The organism is Caballeronia sp. LZ065 (genome assembly GCF_031450975.1).
In the GTDB taxonomy this organism is placed as follows: domain Bacteria; phylum Pseudomonadota; class Gammaproteobacteria; order Burkholderiales; family Burkholderiaceae; genus Caballeronia.
Map to the genome: position 1 here is coordinate 21,620 of NZ_JARUXV010000044.1, position 21,618 is coordinate 43,237.

The 21,618-nt window shown below is 65.0% G+C and carries 23 protein-coding genes; 7 read left to right on the forward strand and 16 right to left on the reverse strand.

Annotated elements, in window-relative coordinates:
- Positions 1 to 135: 135 nt before the first annotated feature.
- From QCE63_RS35670 to QCE63_RS35700, 7 genes are all read right to left on the reverse strand, one after another.
- Positions 136 to 1,671 (reverse strand): AMP-binding protein, encoded by a 1,536-nt coding sequence (locus tag QCE63_RS35670; protein WP_309839998.1) that lies wholly within the window; start codon positions 1,669 to 1,671, stop codon positions 136 to 138.
- Positions 1,672 to 1,776: 105 nt separating this feature from the next.
- On the reverse strand, positions 1,777 to 2,907 hold the full coding sequence (locus QCE63_RS35675) for an LLM class flavin-dependent oxidoreductase (RefSeq protein ID WP_309840001.1): 1,131 nt from the start codon (positions 2,905 to 2,907) through the stop codon (positions 1,777 to 1,779).
- 79 nt (positions 2,908 to 2,986) lie between these two features.
- The gene (locus QCE63_RS35680; RefSeq protein ID WP_309840003.1) at positions 2,987 to 4,135 is read right to left on the reverse strand and encodes an acetyl-CoA acetyltransferase; all 1,149 of its coding nucleotides are present in this window, start codon (positions 4,133 to 4,135) and stop codon (positions 2,987 to 2,989) included.
- Entirely contained in the window at positions 4,132 to 4,554 is a 423-nt protein-coding gene (locus tag QCE63_RS35685) for an OB-fold domain-containing protein (RefSeq protein WP_309840005.1), read from the reverse strand. The genes QCE63_RS35680 and QCE63_RS35685 overlap by 4 nt, the downstream gene beginning before the upstream one ends.
- 41 nt (positions 4,555 to 4,595) lie before the next feature.
- The gene (locus QCE63_RS35690) at positions 4,596 to 5,150 is read right to left on the reverse strand and encodes a flavin reductase family protein (RefSeq protein WP_309840008.1); all 555 of its coding nucleotides are present in this window, start codon (positions 5,148 to 5,150) and stop codon (positions 4,596 to 4,598) included.
- Between the two features lie 45 nt (positions 5,151 to 5,195).
- Positions 5,196 to 6,590, reverse strand: coding sequence for an amidase (locus tag QCE63_RS35695; protein WP_309840010.1), 1,395 nt, complete (start codon positions 6,588 to 6,590; stop codon positions 5,196 to 5,198).
- A 13-nt stretch (positions 6,591 to 6,603) separates the two neighbouring features.
- Positions 6,604 to 6,990 carry a nuclear transport factor 2 family protein gene (locus tag QCE63_RS35700; RefSeq protein WP_309840012.1) on the reverse strand — a complete coding sequence of 129 codons (387 nt, stop codon included), beginning with the start codon at positions 6,988 to 6,990 and terminating at the stop codon, positions 6,604 to 6,606.
- Between the two features lie 283 nt (positions 6,991 to 7,273).
- On the opposite strand from QCE63_RS35700, the gene QCE63_RS35705 reads away from it, so the two are divergent.
- The 4 genes from QCE63_RS35705 to QCE63_RS35720 all read left to right on the forward strand — a co-directional run bounded on the left by QCE63_RS35705 (position 7,274) and on the right by QCE63_RS35720 (position 9,747).
- Positions 7,274 to 7,804 carry a hypothetical protein gene (locus tag QCE63_RS35705; RefSeq protein ID WP_309840014.1) on the forward strand — a complete coding sequence of 177 codons (531 nt, stop codon included), beginning with the start codon at positions 7,274 to 7,276 and terminating at the stop codon, positions 7,802 to 7,804.
- 34 nt (positions 7,805 to 7,838) lie between these two features.
- Positions 7,839 to 8,381, forward strand: a complete 543-nt coding sequence (locus QCE63_RS35710) for a hypothetical protein (protein ID WP_309840016.1) — start codon at positions 7,839 to 7,841, stop codon at positions 8,379 to 8,381.
- Positions 8,382 to 8,419: 38 nt separating this feature from the next.
- Complete coding sequence (locus QCE63_RS35715) at positions 8,420 to 9,001, forward strand: hypothetical protein (RefSeq protein WP_309840017.1); 582 nt, start codon at positions 8,420 to 8,422, stop codon at positions 8,999 to 9,001.
- A gap of 68 nt (positions 9,002 to 9,069) precedes the next feature.
- Entirely contained in the window at positions 9,070 to 9,747 is a 678-nt protein-coding gene (locus tag QCE63_RS35720) for a hypothetical protein (RefSeq protein ID WP_309840018.1), read from the forward strand.
- On the opposite strand, the gene QCE63_RS35725 is transcribed toward QCE63_RS35720, so the two are convergent.
- From QCE63_RS35725 to QCE63_RS35750, 6 genes are all read right to left on the reverse strand, one after another.
- Positions 9,643 to 11,085 (reverse strand): NAD(P)/FAD-dependent oxidoreductase, encoded by a 1,443-nt coding sequence (locus tag QCE63_RS35725; RefSeq protein ID WP_309840020.1) that lies wholly within the window; start codon positions 11,083 to 11,085, stop codon positions 9,643 to 9,645. The genes QCE63_RS35720 and QCE63_RS35725 overlap by 105 nt on opposite strands.
- A 3-nt stretch (positions 11,086 to 11,088) precedes the next feature.
- Positions 11,089 to 11,961, reverse strand: a complete 873-nt coding sequence (locus QCE63_RS35730; RefSeq protein WP_309840021.1) for a transporter substrate-binding domain-containing protein — start codon at positions 11,959 to 11,961, stop codon at positions 11,089 to 11,091.
- Between the two features lie 66 nt (positions 11,962 to 12,027).
- Positions 12,028 to 13,218: a cystathionine beta-lyase gene (gene metC, locus QCE63_RS35735; protein WP_309840022.1), complete on the reverse strand. Its 1,191-nt coding sequence runs from the start codon at positions 13,216 to 13,218 to the stop codon at positions 12,028 to 12,030.
- Positions 13,218 to 13,832, reverse strand: a complete 615-nt coding sequence (locus QCE63_RS35740) for a cysteine dioxygenase family protein (RefSeq protein WP_309840024.1) — start codon at positions 13,830 to 13,832, stop codon at positions 13,218 to 13,220. The genes metC and QCE63_RS35740 overlap by 1 nt, the downstream gene beginning before the upstream one ends.
- A 17-nt stretch (positions 13,833 to 13,849) precedes the next feature.
- The gene (locus QCE63_RS35745) at positions 13,850 to 14,683 is read right to left on the reverse strand and encodes an amino acid ABC transporter ATP-binding protein (protein WP_309840025.1); all 834 of its coding nucleotides are present in this window, start codon (positions 14,681 to 14,683) and stop codon (positions 13,850 to 13,852) included.
- Positions 14,680 to 15,921 (reverse strand): aminotransferase class I/II-fold pyridoxal phosphate-dependent enzyme, encoded by a 1,242-nt coding sequence (locus tag QCE63_RS35750; protein ID WP_309840027.1) that lies wholly within the window; start codon positions 15,919 to 15,921, stop codon positions 14,680 to 14,682. The genes QCE63_RS35745 and QCE63_RS35750 overlap by 4 nt, the downstream gene beginning before the upstream one ends.
- A gap of 205 nt (positions 15,922 to 16,126) precedes the next feature.
- Here QCE63_RS35750 and QCE63_RS35755 point away from each other — a divergent pair, with 205 nt between their 5' ends.
- Genes QCE63_RS35755 through QCE63_RS35765 form a run of 3 tightly spaced genes read left to right on the forward strand, consistent with a single transcriptional unit; the run spans position 16,127 to position 18,528 of the window.
- On the forward strand, positions 16,127 to 16,963 hold the full coding sequence (locus QCE63_RS35755) for a transporter substrate-binding domain-containing protein (protein ID WP_309840029.1): 837 nt from the start codon (positions 16,127 to 16,129) through the stop codon (positions 16,961 to 16,963).
- 1 nt (position 16,964) lies between these two features.
- Positions 16,965 to 17,708, forward strand: coding sequence for an amino acid ABC transporter permease (locus tag QCE63_RS35760; protein ID WP_309840031.1), 744 nt, complete (start codon positions 16,965 to 16,967; stop codon positions 17,706 to 17,708).
- On the forward strand, positions 17,698 to 18,528 hold the full coding sequence (locus QCE63_RS35765) for an amino acid ABC transporter permease (RefSeq protein WP_309840032.1): 831 nt from the start codon (positions 17,698 to 17,700) through the stop codon (positions 18,526 to 18,528). Before QCE63_RS35760 ends, QCE63_RS35765 begins: the two co-directional genes overlap by 11 nt.
- A gap of 36 nt (positions 18,529 to 18,564) precedes the next feature.
- Here QCE63_RS35765 and QCE63_RS35770 read toward each other — a convergent pair whose 3' ends face one another.
- The 3 genes from QCE63_RS35770 to QCE63_RS35780 form a co-directional block, all read right to left on the reverse strand.
- Positions 18,565 to 19,497, reverse strand: coding sequence for an ornithine cyclodeaminase (locus QCE63_RS35770; RefSeq protein ID WP_309840034.1), 933 nt, complete (start codon positions 19,495 to 19,497; stop codon positions 18,565 to 18,567).
- Positions 19,498 to 19,499: 2 nt separating this feature from the next.
- Positions 19,500 to 20,567: a proline racemase family protein gene (locus tag QCE63_RS35775; protein WP_309840035.1), complete on the reverse strand. Its 1,068-nt coding sequence runs from the start codon at positions 20,565 to 20,567 to the stop codon at positions 19,500 to 19,502.
- A 99-nt stretch (positions 20,568 to 20,666) separates the two neighbouring features.
- Positions 20,667 to 21,611: a LysR substrate-binding domain-containing protein gene (locus tag QCE63_RS35780; RefSeq protein ID WP_309840036.1), complete on the reverse strand. Its 945-nt coding sequence runs from the start codon at positions 21,609 to 21,611 to the stop codon at positions 20,667 to 20,669.
- Between the last annotated feature and the right edge of the window lie 7 nt (positions 21,612 to 21,618).

Consider the following 21,618-nt stretch of genomic DNA (forward strand, 5'->3'; position numbering starts at 1 on the left):
CGGTTGCAATGCTGTGCAACCAACCGCGGTCGATATTTTTTACCCGTCCAGCCCCCTCCCGCCGCGCGGCGCCCCCCCACCCCGGGCCTCCGCACGGAGACGCGCGGGCGCGTCTCCGTGCGGAGTCGGACGGGCTCAATTCGCCTGCAGGTAGGAATCGATGACGGATCGCTTCTGGATCTTGCCGGTCGGTCCCTTCGGAATCTCGTCCCAGATCTCGACCGTCTTGGGTATCTTGAAGCTGGCAATCTTGTCGCGGCAAAACGCGCGCACGTCGTCGGGCGTGAGGCTGAATCCGGCGCGCACCGAGACGACGGCGTGAATGCGGTCGCCCCACTTCTCATCGGGCAAACCCACGACGCAAACTTCACGAACGGCTTCGTGCTCGGCGATCACGTTTTCGATCTCGGTCGGGAATACGTTGTAGCCGCCAGTCTTGATGCGGAACTTGGCACGGTCGCTCAGGTAGAGGTAGCCGTCTTCATCCTGCCGGGCGATGTCGCCCGTGCAGAGCCAGCCGTCCTTCACCGCTTCGGCGTATTTCTCAGGCGCGTTCCAGTAGCCCGAGGTCACGAACTCGGTCCGGATCAGCAGTTCGCCCACTTCGCCGGCCGGAACGTCGCGCATCTCGTCATCGACGATACGCACGTCCACGTACGGCAAGGGCCGCCCCGCCGATGACAGCAGGCCCGGACGTTCCCGGATCGCCAGTTCGTGCTCGGACGGAAACAGCATCATCGACATGCCCATCAGCTCGGTGGTCCCGTACATCTGAAGCAGCTTGCCGCCCAGCACGCGCGCGGCTTCGCGGACCATCGAGGGCGGCAAGGGCGAAGCGCCGTAACCCCATTGACGCATCGAGCTCAGGTCGAAATCGGACGCCTGTCCCGACGTCACCAGTGAAGCGAGCATCGTCGGCACCAGCACGGTGATGGTGGTTTTCTCCTGCTGGATCAGCGCGAGCGCCGCCGCCGGATCCCAGTCCCCGACGATGACCGTCTTGGACCCGTGCACGACATTGCGCAACAGATGCATGATGGGTACGCCGCTCGCGGGCATGGCATGCAGCCATACATCGTCATGGTTCGCACCCTCCGCGAGCGCGATGGCCTGGGTCGAGCGCAGCATAGCCTCGTGCTGGTACACGGCTCCCTTGGGCAAGCCCGTCGAGCCGGTCGTGTAGCAGATCATCAGATGATCGTTGGGCGTCTGCGGCAGCGGGTCGCTGCCCGCGGCCTGCGTGAGGCACTCGGTGTAGTCGAGCAGGAACGGATGGCCGTCGTGCATGCCGATGACAACCGGCTTCTGCGTGCTCTCGAGAAGCGCGGCTTCGACCATCGCGCCGTAGCGGGCATGGACGAACAACACGGCCGGCGCCGAGTCATCGATCAGCTGCGCGAGTTCCCGTGCGGCAAGACGGCCGTTGAGCCCCACCCGCAATGCGCCGATCTTCGCGCAGGCATAGAAGACCTCGGCGACTTCGACGCAATCGGGCGACACGATGCCCACGCGATCGCCCGACGATACACCCAGCTCGCGCATGTAGCGCCCGAGTGCATCGCTGTTCAGATGGATGTCCTGCCAGGTCGTGCGACGTCGGTGATCGACGTAAGCAGGCGCACTGCCGCGCACCCGCGCGTGCCGTTGGACAAGTTGCCCGAACGTATTCATCGATTGCTCCCAAGGCTTGAATGCGTGGCCGCGCATGCGTCATGCGCGCCGGGTTGACGACTCCGACCGGGATGCCGCAAGCGGAGTTTCGTGTGCCGCTGTCCGTCAGTCTTTCGGAACCTTTGCGATGACTGCGTCCGCGAAGGCCTGCAAGGAGCCGCGTTCGAGCTCATCGCCGAAGTAGTTAATGTGATGCCAGACAAAAAACTCGTCTACTCCGTACTTTTCATGCAGGCGCATGACGTCGTCGAGCACGGCCTGAGGCGAACCGGTCCACACGCGGCCCATCGGTACATGGTACGGAGGCGCATCATAGGCATAGTTGAAGAGCTCGATGAAACCCTCCTTCAATGCGCGCTCTTCCGCTTCGGTGCGGCCCATGACCAGATGTCCGCCGATCGCCAGCACGTCGCGCGGCGCGCTGTTGCGCCCGGCCGTGTGCGCGGCTTCCAGACAGGCGTCGAGCACGATCGGCATGAACTCCTCTTTCTCGGGCCGGACGAACGACACCATCTTTCCGCCTTCCGCCCCCCAGAAGCGCGCGGTTTCGACCGAATAGCTGAACGGCGCATAGACAGGCGGATACGGCGTCTGCAAGGGACGCGGGGTAATCCCGACCTTGCGCAGGATGCCTTCGCCATCGACCGCATCCGCGCCCCAGTCGCGCGTCGGATTGAATTCCCACGGCACCGGCTCCGGGACTTTCCAGAACTCGCCCTGGAACGAGGTCAGATCGTCCATCCACAAGGACTTGACGATCTTCCAGTTCTCGTACAGCGCCCGGCGATTGCGCTGGTCCGCTTCCGACCGGTCGGACTCCGCCGAGAGGATGTTGAGATGCTGTCCCATCGTCGCGGTCCAGCGCGCGGTATTGCCGCGCGAGAAGCCCGCGAAGGCACGGCCGCCGGTCATCTGGTCGAGCATCGCGATATCTTCCGCGACCTTGATCGGATTCATGGCCGTCAGGTTCATGCCCAACTGCCCGACGCGCATTTTCTTCGTGTGCTGCGCGACGAAGAGATTCCACATCAACGGATTGGTCGTGGCCTCGACGCCTTCCACCTGGAAGTGATGTTCGGTCATGCAAAAGCCGTCGTAGCCGAGTTCCTCGGCGAACGTCATTTGATCGCGCACCGCGTGCATCATGCGCTGAAAGCGCTGCGGATCACGTCCCGCGAGTGCGACGTGCTCGCCCCGCTGCCGCATGAAGGGGATGGCCAGCAATGTGAATTTCATTTTTCAGTCTCCGTGTTGCATTTTGACGAGGCGCATTGCCCCAAACCGTTCCCGCTCCGTTCTGATCCAATGCAGTCCGTCAGACGGTCGTATCGGCGCCGAGGATCGTCGTGCACTGATGCGACAAGGTGCCCCCGTTACCGTGTGCAATCGCGATCTCGGCGCCTTCGACCTGAAAGCCCCGCGCATCGCCTCGCACTTGCCGCGCCGCCTCGATCAGACAGAACAGGCCGTACATGCCCGGATGAACGCAGGACAGGCTGCCGCCGTTCGTGTTGACGGGCAATGACCCGCCCGGTCCGATCCTCCCGCCCTCGACGAACGCGCCGCCCTCGCCCTTCCGGCAAAAGCCCAGGTCTTCGAGGAACAGGATGGTGTTGACGGTGAATGCGTCGTACAGCTCGACCACATCCACGTCTCGCGGCGTGATGCCCGCCATCGCATAGGCGCGCGCACCGCTTTCCGTGGCGGCCGTGACGGTCAGGTCCGGCATCTGCGAAACCTCGCGATGCCAGTGCGCACCCGCCACACCCAGCACATAAGCGGACTTCATGCCGCGCGCACGCGCCCGTTCCGCCGACATCAGGATGACCGCCGCCCCGCCGTCCGACACGAGACAGCAGTCGTAGCGCGTCAGCGGATCGCAGATCATCGGCGCCGCGAGCACCGTTTCCCGCGAGAGATCCGCGCGCGAGGTGGCCTCGGGGTTCAGCTGCGCCCAGCGCCGCGCCGAGACCGCCACATCGGCCAATTGCTCGCGCGTCGTGCCGTACTGGTGCATGTGCCGGGCTGTCGCCATCGCGTAGCCGGCCATCGGCACGGGGAGTTCGTAGAGCGCTTCGAAGCGCGGCGTCTCGATCAGCCCGTTCAGGTTGCCGCTCGAACGGGCGTTGCTGCCATACGCGATGAGCACCGTTTCGCATAAGCCGGCGTTGATCGCGAGCGTCGCCTGCAGCACATCCGACATGAACGATGATCCGCCGACCGATTCCGAACCCGACCACTTCGGCCGGATGCCGAGGTACTCCGCGGCGGACAGCGAAGGCAGGAAGTGATAGAGCGTGCTCGCGCATACGCCATCGATTTCATCCAGCGTGATGCCGGCATCGTCGAGCGCCGCACGGGTGGCCTGGGCCATCAGTTCGAGCGAACTCCAGCCCGGCACCTTGCCGAGCGCCGAATGGCCCGTGCCCACGATGGCCGTACTGCCGCGCAAGGAATCGATCACGAGCGGTCTCCTAGTGACGGTGTGAGCGGTGTGAGCGGTGTGAACGCCACGACAGGACAGTCGGGCTCGGTACTCGACCACGAACGCACGAGAATGGTTGCCCGAACCGGCATGGCGATGGAAACGCGCTCGGGCTCGACATCGACGAGCCGCGACAAGATGCGCGGCCCCTCGGCCAGATCGATCAGCGCAATGGTGTAGTCGCCGCCGCGTTCAGCGGGGCGACGCATGTGCGTGCAGGAATAGATCACGCCGTCACCGGATGCCTCGACCCATTCGAAGTCGTCCATCGTGCCGCGGGCATGCAGCGCGCGCGGATAGAACACATGGTCGTGGCTCGTGCGATGTCGCTGCAGCATGAACTTTCCCTGCTTCAGATAAGCGAAGAATTGCGCTTCCGGTCCGAGTTCGTGATTCATGAGATGTCGTGAGATGGCGCGTGAGTGCGTTAGGGGCGCGGCTAGCGAGCGACGGAAGCGGAGACGGCCTGTTGCAGGGGCAGACCTTTGCCGTGGAATTCACGGAATCCATACAGGAGCGGGTTGCCATTCGAGAGCAGCCGGATGCCCTGCACTTCGCCGATGAACACCGAGTGCGACGCAACGGGCACTTCTTTCAGCACGCGGCACGACACGTTCGCGAGCGCGCCGCTCAACCATGGCAGGCCGCCCTGCTCTTCCCACACGCCGCCGTTGATGAACTTCTGCTCGGCTTCGTCGGCGCTCTTGGCCGAGCGCGAGAAGACCGTGGCGACTTCCATTTGCGAATCGGCGAGCATGTTCACCGAGAACGCGCCGCTCGCACGGATCAGTTCACAGGCGCGTGCGTTGTGGTTGATCGAGATCAGCATGGAAGGCGGCGAGTCGGACAACGAACACACGGCGGTGGCCGCAAGGCCCGCGCGCAAGCCGCCGAACTGCGACGTCACGATGGTGACGGTGGTCATGTGACGCTGGAAGCAGGCGCGAAAATCGTCCTGGATGCTCGGCCCGGTGAGGTGTTCATTGCCCATCATTTACTCTCCTTCGCAGACTCATGGCAGTGCGTGTCATCGTGGTGTTCAGAGCTCCGGGCAGGCTTCGAACGGGCCCGTGAGATCCTCGAAAAGTCTGGCAAGCCGCAGCACGCCGAGATCGTCATAGCGCCTGCCGACGATCTGCATGCCGATCGGAAGGCCGTCCAGGGTCTTGCCGCACGGAACCGATATGGCCGGTTGTTCCGTGAGGTTGAACAGAAAGGTGTTGCACCAGGGATCGAACAACCGTGTTTCGTCGGGGGCGGCCCGCTCCGCCGCGAATGCAGCGGCGGGCGTGGCGGGCAGGATCAGGAAGTCGGCATCATCCAGCAGCGCCATGGCCTGCTCGCGCAGCGCCAGCAACGCCTGCATCGCGTCGATCACGGACTCGGCGGACTCGCCGGCGCTGGCGCGCGTCCATTCGTACAACAAGGGTGACAACGGCTGCCGCTCGGGCGCGTGCTTGTTCAATTCCGCAAAACAGCGCGCGCGATAGAACCGTTCCGCGGCCTCGACCCGTTCATGCGCGAAGCGCGCGGGCCGTTCCTCGATCGAGGCGATACCTGCTTGTTCCAGCCGCCGGGCCCCTGCCCGAACCGCCTCGACCACTTCGGCATCCGGACTCAGGCCGAAGCCCAGATCGGTCACGAGATGGATGCGGACGTTATCGAGCGGCTGCTTCGACGCTTCGTGGTACGACTGTCCCGCAGGCGGCAATGCAGTGAAGTCGCGCGGGTCGGGCCGGGCGATGCAATCGAGCATGAGGGCGACGTCCGCCACGTTCCGCGCCATGGGTCCGGCGACCAGCGCGGGGCTGACCGGCGGGTAATAGGGAACGCGGCCATACGAGGGCTTCAGTCCGACCAGTCCGCAGAAGGATGCAGGCAGCCGGATGGAGCCCACGATGTCGGTGCCGAGGGCGAGCGGATGCAGGCCCGCTGCCACCGCCGCCGCGGCGCCGGAACTCGACGCGCCCGCCGATCTCGACAGGTTCCACGGATTGCGCGTGACGCCGAAGCGGGAACTAACGCTGCCTGCGATGATGCCGTAGTCGCACATGGTGTTCTTGCCAAGCAGGATGACGCCGGACTCACGCAACCGCGCGACAGCCGGGGCATCGAACGGCGCCGCGATGCCGCCATCGGGTGTGCAGGCCGATCCGCGATAGCCCGGCATGCCGGCCACCGGCAACGCGTCCTTCACCGTCGTGGGAATGCCATCCAGCAGACCGAGCGGTGCGCCGCGCCGCCATCTTTCTTCCGAGGCGCGGGCCGCATCGAGCGCTTCGTCCGCCGCCAGCCAGTAGATTGCGTTGATGCGCGGATTGAGCTGTTCGATACGCGTCAGCGCGGCCCGCGTCACCTCGACCGGCGACAGATGCTTCCGGCGATACGCTTCCGCCAGGTCGGTAGCGGACAGAAAGGCGAGTTCGTCGTTCATTCGATGACCCGCCTCATCCCTGGAGTACGTTCTTGCGATACGAGTCCTTCACCTGGATTCGCCCGTCCTTGAACCGGAACAGATCGCATCCGCGTGCCTCGACGCGGCTTCCGTCCCGCTTCGTGCCGGTGAACGTCCAGTAAGAAACACCGCGGTCGCCGTCGACGAAATGCCGTGCGTCGTTCCAGCGCGCATCGGGAAAGGTGTCCCAGATGGCCGCGTAGCTGCGGCGGACCGCCTCGCGTCCTTCATGACGTTGCCCGAACGGATGCGGCCCCGCCGAGGTGTCGAATACACAGTCGTCGGTCATGAAGCTCATCAATGCGTCGGCGTCGTGGGCGTTCCACGCAGCCTCGAAGGCTTCGAGCATCTGCATCAATGCGCCGGATTCGTTGCTCATCCTTTTCCGCTCCTGTCAGGCGGCATGACGCGTTGCCGCCTGTTCTGGCAGCCCGCTATCATCCCGATTCAGTGTTTGTTGAACGTATAACAAGGATATTGCCGGGTGTCGGGTCTGTCAACTGTGTCAATTAAGTGTTCGCTTGAAAATTCGAAAGGCTTTCCCTATCCTCGGCGCTGGCGATAAACAGAAGCGATAACCAGGACACGTCGAAGGCATGCACGCAGTGCCCGACGAGTCGAGGAGACAGCTCATACGTTGGGTCAGCGTTGCCACCACTCTGATGCTTGCCATCACGGCCGCCCATGCCGACGAATCCAGCGTGCCCGCCACGTCGGCGCAGGGCCCGCAGAAGCCGGCGCTCAAGGTCTATGACGTCCATCACAAGGCTATCGGACGGCTGGCTTCATACAACGGCACAGACGGCGTCTATATCGCGATCAACGGCGCCATGACCTTCGTGCGCATCGGCCGCCCGCTGGATGCGTCCGGCACCAGCACCCGCATCGGCGCGCCGGCGAATGCCTTCGCCTGGTCGACGCTCAACACCGCCTGCTTCGAAAGCGCGGATTGCAGCGGACAGCCCGTCATCAACTACGACTCGAACTGGCCACGCTCGTCAGTCGCCGTTCGTCAAGGCGCCGATGTCGTGGCCTATGTCGGCAGCGATACGAACACCACACCCATCCCCGCTGCTTCCATCCTGAACGGCACCTCCTGCGTCGCACAGAAGGCGACCATGCAGAGCGTCAGGCCGGAGTCGAGCTTCGACGTATCACAGCGCTATCCCGAACCGCTGACGATCGATTACTGACTCACTCCCGCATAACGACATCGAGGAGCCACTGATGCGCAGCATTACCTTGCCAGCCCTGCTGTTTGTGAGCGCGACGGTCGCGCATGCGCAAGTTGCAACCCCTGCTTCGAACACAGCCGGCCAGACCAACGTACTGAAAGTCTTCGATGCGCAAGGCAAGCCGGTTGGCCCGGTCGAGAGCTACGAGCGCGCGCAAGGCGTCTATCTGAACTTCGGGCGCACGGCAGTGTTCATGCCGCTGCGTCACGAGAAGATCTCCGCCACTCAGTATTCGGAGTCGCAGTTCGAATGGGCGGATGACACCGCTGCGACGTTTCCGTCCGCGGATTGCAGCGGTGCGCCACTCATCATGATGGGATCGTCGCCGCGGCCCGTCGAGCTCGTGAGAACCGGCGCGGACGTGACTGCCTACATTGCCGGTCCCGGTTATGGCAGTCCGCTCACTGCGAACTCTTATATCTCGTATGACGGCTCGTGCGTGACGGCAACCCGCTCGGTGCCTTCGTACTGGACGCCGCAGACATCTTTCTCGCTCACGCAGCACTATCCCGAGCCGCTGACGGTTCGCTACTGAGCCGGATCATCGTGACTCATGCTTCGAGGAGACTGACCATGAACAAGGCGCTCATCGCGCTGCTGACCTTGCTCGGCACGAGCCTCGCTCACGCGCAGACGTCACCGGCTGCCGTTGCGCCGAGTGCGCCGAGTGCGCCGACTATGCCGCCCAATGTGCTCGATGCAGCCGGCCACACCGTCGGCGCACTTTCTCACTTCCAATACAACCATGGGCCGCTGGTCACGCGGGGCAACACGCGTTTCGTCGCCCCCTTGAAGCGCAAGACGACGACTGACGATCCCAGCGGCATCAAGGCGCCGTCATCGGCGTCGCTATTCCTCTATCACAGCGTTGACTCATTGCTCTACTACACTTCCGCCGATTGCAGCGGCGACCCCATCGTGACCGCCTCCAAAGGTCCGACGCCCGCCGTCGTGGTGCGCGAAGGCACGACCGTCACCGCCTATGTCGCGAGCAACACCGCTTCTTCGCAGTCGTTCAGCATCGCATCGCAACGGAGCACGCAAACCGAGTCCTGCACGCCGCTGTCCACGCCGACGCAACGCACGGGATGGCCCCTGGGCAGCAAGATCGTACTGACCCGCGAGCATCCGGAACCCTTGACGGTCAGTTACTGACCTACCGGCGCGCCGTGCAAGGCGCTTATTTTTTATGTTGTGACGCACCTCCAACAAACCAGTCGAACATGCGCACACGTCATCTGTCTTCCCTGACTCTCGCGGGCATCGCCATTGTTCTGAGCGGATGTGCCGCTACGCTGCAAACCCAGGACACGGCATCGCCGACCGCCAAGACCACGCAACCGGGCGTCGTGGTGCCGGCAGCGTCCACGCATACCATCGTGCTGCGCATGAACGGATCTTCGGTTGCCACGTCCGCATCGGACTGGCCGTGCGTGCAGACGGAATGGCGCGAAGCCATGGAAGGCGCATCCAGGGACGCCAGTTCGACCTTCTTCGACGAGACTGTCAAGCGCACGGCGCGTCAAGGCGCGGGCTCAGTGGTCGACGTCTACGTAGAGGACTTCCACTTCGTCGCGCCCGGTGCGCGCTACACGCTGGGCATCATGACCGGCAATGCCTTCATGCAGGCCCGCGTCACTTTCCGCGATCTGCAAAGCGGTCGCGTGTTCGGCGAACGCGACTACAACACCTCGTCGTCGGCGTGGCAGGGCATCTTCGCGCCGACGTCCGACAAGCAGGCGCGCGCCATCGCCGCCGATATCGTCAAGCAGATCAATCCGCGCCAGGCATTCCGCTCACGCGTCGGCCGTCTGTGCTTCCCCTGCTCGCCACACGTTCGCCGCGTAGAACGCCGTGTCGAAGTCGGCGGGCACGTCGGCGTTCAGGCGTGCCGCGTGTAGGTCGAGATCGGCGTGGAACAGATCCCGGCTGATCCGCCGTACCACGGCGGGAATGTCGCGCCGCATGCTCGGCACGTCGCCCACCGGCACGCCCGCGCTGACGAAGCCTGCTGGATTGTAGACATGAATGTCGCGCAGCCAGGGCGCCGCGCCCGGCTTCTTTTCCCTATATTCGAGCGCCTCGCCGAGATAGGGATGCGCGCCGAGGGCAGCGTCGGCTTCAGCGGGCGGCGGCGTGTACTGCTCGCGCCACAGGCGCACGTGCGGCGCAACCTCGGTGAGTTCGGGACGCGCGAACAGGTCAATGGCGTAACCGGTCCCCGCTATGACGAAATCGAAAGCGAACGACTCGCCAGGCGTGTTCAGCACGGCGCGACGAGCGTCGATGTGCGCCGCCTCGATCGCCGCGCCCGGATGCAGATGGAAGTTCGCGAAGCGCGTCACGCGTTCGACCGAATCGCGCGGCGGCGTCGAGCCTTCGTTGCGAAAGCGCCGGGCCTGCGACCAGCGCAGCGCGTCGGGCAGGCCCGGATAGTTGTCGTAGGCGCCCGGATAGCCGCGCGTGCGCGAGACCGGCTTCGCGGCAAGCACGGCGCGGCGCGCGAACAGATGCACGTTCGCGGCGCCGGCTTCGAGCGCCGTGGCGGCCGCATCGAACGCCGAGGCCGCCGCGCCGATCACGGCGACCGACTTGCCTCGCAGCGCGTCGAAGTCGATGGCCTGCGAGGTATGCGCAAGCATGCTCGAAGGCAGTTGCGCGAGCGCCTCCGGAACGAAAGCTTTGCCATTGCCCGCGACGCCATTGCACAGCACGACCTTGCGCGCGGTTTCGATGCGCGTCTCGCCCTCCACTTCGAGATGCAGGCGAAAGTACGACTGCGCAGGTTCGATCCGCACGAGACGCACGCCATAGCGCACGGGAATATCGAGGAACGCGCGGTACCACGCGAGGTATTCGGCCCACAGCGTGCGCGGCGCACGCTCGATGGACTCGTACGCTGCGCCGCAGAAACGGGCCTCATACCAGACTCTGAAACTCAGGCCCGCGACATCGCCTTCCGGACCGACGAGCGTCTTGGGCGTGCGCAGCGTATTCATCCGCGCGCGATTGAGCCATACGCCCGCACCCGCTGCTTCGGCGGCCGCATCGATGACGCTCACGCGCCCAATGCCCGCGCGCCGCAGCGCGAACGCCATTGCGCAACCGGTCTGCCCGCCGCCCACGACGAACACATCGTGGTCGATGCCTTCGCGGGCGGGCACCCAGTTCTCCGGAAGCGGCCCGAGGAGATCCAGCGCGCGACGCGCTTCGGCGTCCACGTCGATAGCATCGCTCATGCATCAGTCCTTGTTTGCGCTGGTCTGTGCGGCCGCAGTCTGCTTGCCCGCGTACTGTTGATGCCACGCGAGCAGTTGCTTCGAGGGCGGCATGTGCCACTTGTTGCCTTCGTCGATCAGAAAGCCCGTGCGATGCCAGTCCTTCACGATGCCGTCGAGCGCCGCGACCGTATCGCCCTGTCCCTTGCGCACCCAGATCACCGAGGGCGACGGAATCAGTTGCGTGCCGATCGGCGCTTCATAGTCCTTCCATTCGGCGGGTTCGTTCAGCAGCCGCGCCTGAATGCCCGGCGTCACATGCACCGACGCGACGCACGCGCCGCCGCGCAATGCCAGCAATGCTTCCGGCATGCCCTTGAAGCCCTTGACCTGCGCGCCGTACTGCTCGATCAGCGGCTTCGTGTAGTTGCTGCCCTGCGAGACGCACACGGGCTTGCCGCGCAGATCGGCCCACTCGTGAATGCCCGCGCCCTTGCGCACCATCGCCGATCCGCCGATCTCCTCGAACGGCGTCGGCACGTAGCTCAGTATCTCGTCGCGTTCCTTCGTGTACTGCATGCTGGCGATGAGCGCATCGACCTTGCCTTGCTGGAGGAACTGCACGCGGTTCGGCGGCGTCACTTCCACGGCCTCGAACTTCACGCCCAGATGCTGCGCCAGGCTCTGTCCGAGTTCGACGTTGTAGCCGATGGGCCGGCGCGTCGCGGGATCGAGCGAACCATAGGTGCCATCGAGCACCACGCCGACGACCAGCACGCCGCGCGCCTTGATGCGGTCCAGCGTGGCATCGGCATGCGCCGGCCCGGCGGCAACGAGCGCAACCGTGAAGAATGCGGAGAACAGCGCGGCAGAGCGTGCGCTTGAGCGATGCTTCATTGAATCATCCAGTCAGAAGCCGGCGGCCGCTCTTCGTGAACGGCCCGTCCAGCGATAAAGAGAAAGTCAGCGTGCAATGCGCGCGAAAGCCTGCGCGAGATCGTCGACGAGATCGCCCGGATCTTCGAGCCCGACATGCAGCCGCACCACCGGCGCACCGCTGCGCCACACGCCGTGCATCGCGAGGCGCGAGGCAGGCGCGATCAGCGCCAGGCTTTCATAACCGCCCCATGAGGCGCCGATGCCGAACAGCCGGAGCGCATCGACGAAAGCGGCGGCATCGGCGTGCGCGGCATTGCGCAATGCGAACGACACCAACCCGTTCGCGCCATGGAAGTCACGCTGCCACAGCGCATGACCTGGATCTTCTGGCAGCGCTGGATAGAACACGCGGGCGACGTAGCCGGTCGTATCCGCGAGATAGCGCGCCACGTGCAGCGCATGCCGCTGATGCTGCGCGAGCCGCACGGCCAGTGTGCGCACGCCGCGCAGCGCGAGCCAGGCATCGTCTGCGCCGACCGACAAACCCAGCGCCTCGTGCGTGTCCCGCAGGCGGCGCCCCACGTCGCGATCCTTTACGGCGACCGCACCCTGCATCAGGTCCGAGTGCCCGCTCACGTATTTGGTGATCGCCTGGATCGAGATATCCGCGCCCCGTTCCAGCGGCCGATACAGCACGCCCGCGCCCCACGTGTTGTCCGCCGCGAGCAGCGCGCCATGCTGCCTCGCGAAGGCGGCGAGCGCGGGCAGGTCGATCACTTCATACAGAAACGACGACGGCGATTCCGCATAGATCAACCGTGTGTTGGCGCGCACCGCATCATGCGGCAGGCCGGCGCTTGCATTGAAGTACGAGAACGCGACGCCCAGCCGTTCGAGCAAGGGCTCGATGCGCTCGCGCACCGGCCCGTACACGCTGTCCTGGACCAGCACGTGATCGCCCGGAGAGAGCAGCGCGATGAACGTCAGCGTGACGGCCGCGAGCCCGGACGGCGCGAGCAGGACATGCTCCGCGCCTTCCAGTTCGCCGAGGGCCGCTTCGAGCGCGCGATGCGTCGCGGTGCCATGACGTCCATAGGTCGCGACCGCTTCGCCCGCCTCCCGCCGATGATGCAACGCGGCGCGCGTGGCATCGCTGTCGAAGCGGACCGTGCTCGTGCGCACGAGCGGTGCGTTGACGGGCGCGGTGCCGCCGTCGAAAGCAGGTGCGCCCGCATGCAGCACGCGCGTATGCAGATGATCGCGGCGTTCCGGCATCAGCCCACCGCCTGCGTCGCGCGCTTCATGTGCTCGGCGTTGTAGCGCACGACGCGACCCGTGTCCGGCTCGAAGCCGAGACGGCCCGTCAGCGTTTCGAGTGGCCTGCCATAGAGATGAAAGTGCAGCGTGGGCGCGCTCCCGTTCACGTGGATGCTGTGAATGTCCTCGGGCAGGAACGCGATGGGCGTACCGGGCCGCACCACCACCTCGCGCGCCACGTCGAGCTGCGCACGGTCAGGGTCAACGCCGTCGTCCACGCGCCGATACACGCGGTTCAACTCCTCGCCCTCGACCGCGACGATGACCGCCCACGTGTCGTGGTTATGCGGGATCGTGGTCTTGCCCGGCAACAGCGAGTTGAGATAGAGCGCGAAGCCCTCTTCGTCCGGGTTCAACCGGTAACGCACCGAGGTATCGCCGCTGTGGACTTGCGGCGGCGGGAAGTCGGCGGCATCGAAGAGACCGTCCTGCGTGGCAAGCGTGGCAAGACGCGCGCTCAGGCGTTCGAGCGCGGCGCGCGTCAGCCCGTCTTCCTCGACGATGCCGCGAGCATCGGCAAGCAGCGCCTGCACCGCTTCGCGGCGTCGTTGTTCTTTCTGCGTGGTAGTCATGTTTCGTGGGGAAAGGTTTAGACGGCGCGCAACGGCGAACGGCTCCGGTCTTCGCCGCGCGCGCGCTGGAGAAACAGCCGCGTGCGCTCGTGGCGCGGCTGGCCGAACAGTTGCGCGGCCGCCCCGTGCTCGACGATCACGCCGCGTTCCGTGAAAAAGACCTCATCGCTGATCTCGGCGGCGAAGCGCATCTCATGCGTGACGAGCACGCAGGTCTGGCCTTCGTCCGCCAGTTCGCCGATCACGTTCAATACCTCGCCGACGGTCTCGGGATCGAGCGCTGACGTGACTTCATCGAACAGGATCAGATCGGGACGCATGGCCAGCGTGCGGGCAATCGCGACACGCTGCTGCTGTCCCCCCGACAACTCGCCCGGATACACCTGCGACTTGTCGGCGAGACGTACCTTGGCGAGCAGCGCGTGCGCGTCGCTTTCGGCTTGCGCGCGGCTCCTGCCGAGAACGCGTCGCGGCGCGATGGTCAGGTTGTCGAGTACGCTCAGATGCGGGAACAGGTTGTACTGCTGGAACACGAAGCCCACGCGCTTGCGCAAGGCCAGGCGCTGGGCCTCGGTCTGCTGCGCACCTACGTCGATGCCGTCGATATGGATGGTGCCGCGCTGGGGCGTCGCGAGGCCGTTGATGCAGCGCAGGATCGTCGATTTGCCGGAGCCCGATGGCCCGATGATCGACACGGCTTGACCGCGCCTCACCGACAGGTCGATGCCGTTGAGCACCGGCACGCCGTCATAGGCGAGATGCAGGTCGCGGATCGACACCAGCGCGTCATCAGCGCGCGGTGCAGCGGCGAGGGGTGCGTCGAACGTCGATGCGAGCGCGGCCCGGTTCATGCCGCCTCCCGTTGTGAAGTGAGAGGCGAACGCCGCAACGCCTCGATGGCCGTGGCGAGCCTCGCAACGCCTTCGGTCAGTTGCGCGGGGTCCGCGACCATCGAGAGGCGAATGTGATCCGGCGTGCCGAACGAGGTGCCGTCCACCACGGCAAGACCGTGTTCATGCAGCAGGTAAGCGACCAGATCGACGTCGCTGGCAAGGGTCTCGCCGTTCGGCGTGACGGCGCCGATCAGCGCGCTCACATCGACGAACGCGAAGAACGCGCCTTGCGGCGGCACACAGCGCACGCCGTCGATCTTCGCGAAGGCGGCGAGCAACAGGTCGCGCCGCTCGCGATACGCCGCTACCGATGCCGCGACGAAAGCCTGGTCGCCGCGGAGCGCGGCAGCGAGCGCCGCCTGTCCGATGGAGGACGGCGACGAGGTCGATTGCGACTGCACGATGGTCATCGCGGCGATCAGTTCAGCCGGCCCCGCGCCGTATCCGACGCGCCAGCCGGTCATCGCGTAAGGCTTGGATGCGCCGTTGACGATCAGCGTGCGATCCGCGAGATCCGGCGCGATGCGCAGGAAATGTTCGCGCGTGCCTTCATCGAAACGGATGTGTTCGTAGATTTCATCGAGCAGCACCCAGACATGCGGATGACGCCGCAGCACAACGGCGAGCGCGGCGAGTTCGTCCGTCGCGTAGACCGCGCCGCTTGGATTCGATGGTGTGTTCAGGATCAGCCAGCGCGTGCGCGGCGTGATGGCCGCCTCCAGCGTGGCGGGCGTGAGCTTGTAGCCTTCTTCGGGCCGTGAGGCGACGGTCACCGGCGTGCCGTCGTTGATCGACACCATGGCCGGGAACGACTGCCAGTAGGGCGCGGGCACGATGACCTCGTCGCCGTCGCGCAGCGTCGCGGCGAACGCGTTGTAGATGACGTGCTTGCCGCCGCCGCTGACGATGATCTGCTCCGGCGCATAGTCCAGCGCGTTCTCGCGTACGAGCTTGTCGCGGATGGCGGCGCGCAGGTCGGCGGTGCCGGCGGGTGGCGTGTACTTCGTATCGCCGGCCGCCAGCGCTGCAATCGCGGCTTGCTTGATGGACTCGGGCGTGTCGAAGTCGGGTTCGCCTGCGGTCAGTTCGACGACGGAACGTCCGCTGGCCGCGAGCGCCTGCGCGCGCGCCTTGGCCGCCGCGTTGGGCGCAAGGCCGATGCGCGAGGCGCGGCGGGAAAGAATCAGATGAGCCATCGGCGGGTCCTGTGCAAGTCGGTCATGAATTCTATGAACCGGTCCTGCGGGCGCGAACCATCGAATCCGCACATGCTTATCGCGGATTGGCCAATGCCCATTTGCCGGTTAGCCCCATTTGCTTAGCAGATTCGCTTCGTTGGCCAGGCACGGGCATGCCGCTATCGTCGGGTGCTGCCCTGCTCCGCATCCTTCAACGTCTCGCATGATTACAACTTCCCTTCTTGTTCGCGCAATCCGCGCAACCGCAAGCGCGCTGCTTGCTTCGTTGAGCCTCGCCGCCCACGCGGACGCCACCCTCGACCGCATCGCGTCGCGTCATCAGATCGATGTCGGCGTGATGATCGCGGGCAGTCCGTTCGGCTCACTCGATCCGCAGACCCAGCAGCCGCGCGGCATCAACGTCGATCTGGCGAACGACATCGGCCAGAAGCTCGGCGTCAAGGTCAATCTCGTGTCCGTGCAGCCTTCGACTCGCGTGCAGTTTCTTCAGCAAGGCAAGGCGGACATCCTGATCGCCAACATGGAGTACACGCCGCAACGCGCGGAGATACTCGACTTCGTGCCGACGCCGTATTACCGCGTCGGCGGCACGGCCATCACGTCCAATAACAGCGGCATCACGCGCTGGGAAGACCTGCGCGGCAAACCCGTCTGCATCTCGCAAGGCAGCAGCTATATCCGTCCGATGGTGGAACGCTACGGCGCCGTGCCGCGCGCGTTTCCCGGCGCGTCGCAGTCCTTGCTCGCGCTGCGCGGCGGTAGTTGCGTCGCGGCCGTACACGACGCGGCGCCCCTGCTCTATCCATTGCAGCAGCACGATCCCGAATGGCGCGACTACCGTACCTTGCAGCCCGAACTGATCCCGGCGTCGTCGGTCATCTGGGTGCGCCAGGGCGAAAAGGACACGGCGGCGAAGCTCAATGGCATCGTCGAGGCGTGGCATCGCAGCGGCTTTCTGATAGCGTCGGAGGCGAAGGCCGGACTGCCGCCTTCCGCCGCGCTCGCCGAATGGCACGCGAATCCGCCGAAGGGGCCGTGAGATGAACGCATCACTGCATCCCGTTCTCGACTGGGCCGCGCGCGGCGGCTTCGACTTTCGCTTCCTGCTCGATGCCTATGAACGCGATCCGTTCCTGCAAGGCATCGGCGTGAGCGTCGAGATCATCTTCGCGACCATGATCGGCAGCGCGATTGCGGGACTGGCGCTGCTGGTCGCGGTGCGCGGCCGGCGCATGTGGCTTGCGACCGCCGCGCGCGCGTTCATCGAACTGACGCGCGCCACGCCGACGCTCGTGCAGCTGTATTGCGCGTTTCTCGTCGTGAACATGCTCATCACGCAAGGGTTGCAGATCCATCACATCGACAATCCGTTCAAGCCGTTCTTCTGGATCGTGATGGTGCTTTCGCTGCACAAGGGCGCGTTCCATGCAGAAGCGCTGCGCGCCGGATTCGATGCCGTGCCGGCGCAGACTATCGAAGGCGCGGTGTCGCTCGGGCTGGATCGCACTGAACGCTTCTGGCGCATCGAACTGCCGCTCGCGCTGCGCACCGCGCTGCCGACGCTCGTCAACAACGCGGTGGAGCTGGTGAAGGCATCGGCGCTGGCATCGGCGATCGCGGTCGGCGACATCACCTATCAATCGATCATGATCTGGACGCAACGCGACAACGTGCTTGCGCTCATGGTGCTGATTCTTCTGTTCTACGGCGTGCTGACGTGGCTCGTGAGCCGCGCGGGCCGCTGGCTGGAACGCCGTTTGTGGATCCCCGGCTATGGCGCGTGACGCACTCGTTTCTCCTTCGGCACTGCCTTCCTCGCGCGGCAGGACGCGGCCGTTGCAAGGCTTCACGTCGGGCACGGCGGCGATCGGCGGCGTGCTGGCGTTCGGCGCGCTGTTATGGGCGATCGCGCCCGAAGCCGGGTCGCGCATCGACACGCTCGGGCAACTCGTCGAATGGACGCCCGCGCTCGCGCACGGCTTCTTGCTCAACGTTCTCATCAGCCTGGGCGCGGTGGTGCTCGGCACGATCGGCGGCGTAATCGCGGGCGCCATCGCGTTGTCGCGCTCGTTCGCGGGACGCGTGGCGCGCGGGCTGATCCAGGCCTTTCGCAACGCGCCGTGGCTCGTGCTGATCTATTTCACGACCTATGTGTTTCCCTTCGAATTCACGGTGTTCGGCACGACGCTGCCGTTCCCGGACTGGCTCAAGGTGACGCTCGCGCTGGCGCTGCCGGCGAGCGCGAACATCGCGGAAATCTTTCGCGGCGCGATAGCCTCGACGCCGACCGCGCAATGGGAAGCCGCGCAATCGCTGGCATTCTCGCGGCGCCAGGTGCTCGTGTATATCATCCTGCCGCAATGCGCTCGCCGCATGCTGCCGCCGTGGACGAACGTCTACGCCATCATCACGATGGGCACGGCGCTGTCGTCGCTGGTCGGGATTCACGATCTGATCGATACTGCGCAGATCGCCAGCAGCACGGTCGCGCGTTCGAGCTTCACGGTGCTGACGTATGTCGCGACGCTGGTGGTGTTCTTTGCCTACTGCTATCCGATCTCGCGCTTCACGCGCTGGCTGGAGCGGCGGGTGAAGGTGCGGTAGCGTCTCTTGCGGCAAGTGGTGGCACCCACTCGCGCATCAGCACGACCTCAGCCGCTCCACGACATACTGGCTGACGAGCAAATCCAGATACGCACCGCCAGCGTTCTTGAACACCGTGCGGTCGCTTGCATCGCGATGAAATGCCGTGTCCTGACACAACTCGAACAGGTCCGCCTCGATCTGCCCGGCATGAATGATCTGCGCCTGCATCGGGATAAGGATGTCTCCTGAAACGCTCGCATTCTCGCGGTCGTCCACGAAGATGCGCGCGCCTTTGAGTGCATCGCAATCGGCTTCCTGCATGTCCGGACGATAGCCGCCCACCAGATCCACATGCGTACCCGGGCGAACCCGTTCTCCCCGTATCACAGGTAGGGATGCCCCAGTGGCCGCCGTCACGATATCCGCGCGCGCAACTGCTTCATCCAGATCCTCAACCACGCGCACCCGGATGCTCCTGCTCTCCAGCGCCACTCGCATCGCGTCCACCTTCGACAGCGTGCGATTCCACAGCAACACCTCGCGAAGCGACGGCCGAATGTGCAGATAAGCCTCCGCCAAAGCCAGCGCAACCGGCCCCGCACCCAGCACGAGCAGCACCTCGCTGTCCTCCCGGCTCAGCTTCGTGGCGGCCAGCGCGGAATCGGCGGCGGTCTTCCAGCGCGTGATCTCCGGACCGTCGAGCATCGCGACGATGCTTCTGCTGTGCTCGTCCACCACCAGAAAAGCGGACTGCTCGGTCGGCCGCGGCGGGCTGGCGGATTGATTGGCCGGACAGAGCGACGCGACCTTGAACCCCGCGCCCTTGCCCGGCAGGATCACGCCCCGGCTGAACAGGCCAAACCCGGCATCGCCGACAAAATAGCTGTCCCCGATCGGCCGCGCACCCGCATGTCCATCGCGCAGTGCGTCGAGCACGCCCGTCCAGTCCAGCACCGCCCTGATCTGCTGCGCCGTCACGATCTGCATCTTCAATGCTCCTGCTGATGCGGCCAGATATCGCCCACGATATAGCCCTCGGGAAAAGGATCATCGTGATCCAGCACGATGGTGTTGATGCCATGAATCCAGCTGGTGCCCGACAGCGTGGGAATGACCGCATCATGTTCGCCGATGCGCGCCTGTTCAACCAGTCGGCCCGTGAACACCGTGCCAAGGATGCCCTGATGCCGGAAGTCCTGATGCAACGGCAACTCGCCCTTCGCGTGCAGCACGGCCATCTTCGCGCACGTTCCGGTGCCGCAGGGACAACGATCGATCGCGCCGGTCCAGGTCGAGGGATCGTCCCAGGAGAGCGGACCGGTCGGCATGGTGACGGCGTTCTTCCAGTCCGCGCGAGGATCATCCGACGGACCCGAAAGCTGCGAGATGGTGATACCTACGCCCGGATAGTCCGGATGCGCGACCGGCAACTGCTCGATGGCCGCCTGCCGGATCAGCGCCGATACCCGCGCGATTTCCTTGCCATGTTCAGGCTTGAGTTCGAGCCCCGCAAACTGCCGCACGTCCGCGATGACATAGAACATGCCGCCCCAGCCGACATCCACGCGCACCTTGCCCAGATGCGGCACGTCGATGACGGCGTCCAGATGCGCGGCGAACGCCGGCACGTTCCTGAACGTTACCCGCCTGACCTTGCCGCGCTCGCATTCCGCGACGACGCGGATCAACCCTGCGGGCGCTTCCAGCGTCAGTTCGGTGACGGGCTCGCGCATCGGCAGCATGCCCATTTCCAGCAGCACCGTGACGACGGAGATGGTGTTGCCGCCCGACATCATCGGATACTCGACCTGTTCGAGGATGATGAAGCCCGCGTCCGCCTCCGGATGACACGGCGGCACGACAATATTGCAGCAATGCGCCGGATAGCCGCGCGGCTCGCGCAGCAGCAGCTTGCGCAAGCCATCGTCGTTCGCTGCCAGCCAGTGCATCTTGGCCCGGACAGTGTCGCCGGGAATGTGCGGGATTCCGCCGGTGACCACGCGCATCGGTATGCCCGAATGCGTCTCCACCGCGTGCAGGGTTCGCTTGAAGCCCATCGCTGTTGTCCTCGTTGATGCCGCACGGCAGGCGCGGCGCATGAGGCAATTTATTCGAGTTCGCGGCGCAACCCAAACGACGTTTTCTCCGGCTCTGCTTCAACTTTTTGTTGAAGCGGCATCCTTGGCGTGTGCGAAAAGCGCAAGCTGCGGCCTGAGCCACTCGCAGAACTTTCTGCATACGAGAGCATCGGTCTTGTCGCATCGCACGGAAAGATAATGGCCGCGATTCTTCATCACTGTCTTGTGCGGCAGCGGGCGCACGAGGTCGCCGCTTGCGACCAGATGCCCGACCAGGTGATGCCAGCCAAGCACGATGCCCTGATGCGCCAGCGCCATCTGCACCATGGCCGGGTAATCGTTGCTGGTGAAAAGCTGGCGCGGAATGTCGGCGCGCCAGACCGTGTCCACTTCGTGCAGCGCCAGCCAGACCTTCCAGTCGATATGCTCGGAGATCTGTGACCGGCCATAGGCGCTGATGTCGAGCAGCGACATGCCCAGCAACGCTTCCGGCGTATCGATCGGACCATGGCGCTGCAAGTACTGCGGCGTGCAGACGGGATACACCTCGTCGTCGAAGAGGTGCTCGGTGTCGTAGCCGTCGCGCATGCTCGCGAGCTTCGCGATGTAGACGTCCGGCTGCACGCCCGCTTCCATCGCGATGAAGTTCTGCGTCGCCAGCACCGTGAGTTCGATATCCGGATGCGCCTGGATGAACTCGGGCAGACGCCGGTGCAGCCAGAGCGCGGAAAACGCCGGTGAACAGCACACGATGAGCGTCTGCCGCGCGGAGATCTTCTTGCGCAGACGCTCGGCCGCCTGATGGATGTTGATGAGGGAAAGCTGGGCGGCATCCTTGAACATTTCGCCATCGGACGTGAGGGTGACGGCCCTGCCGGTCCGCACGAAGAGCGTCGTGCCGAGGTAGTCTTCCAGTTCCCGCACCTGCTTGCTGATCGCCGCAGGCGTCACGCACAGCATGTCCGCCGCAGCCGTGAAGCTTCGGCATTTCGCGGCCGCGAGAAAGGCCTTGATGGCTCTCAAGGAAAGC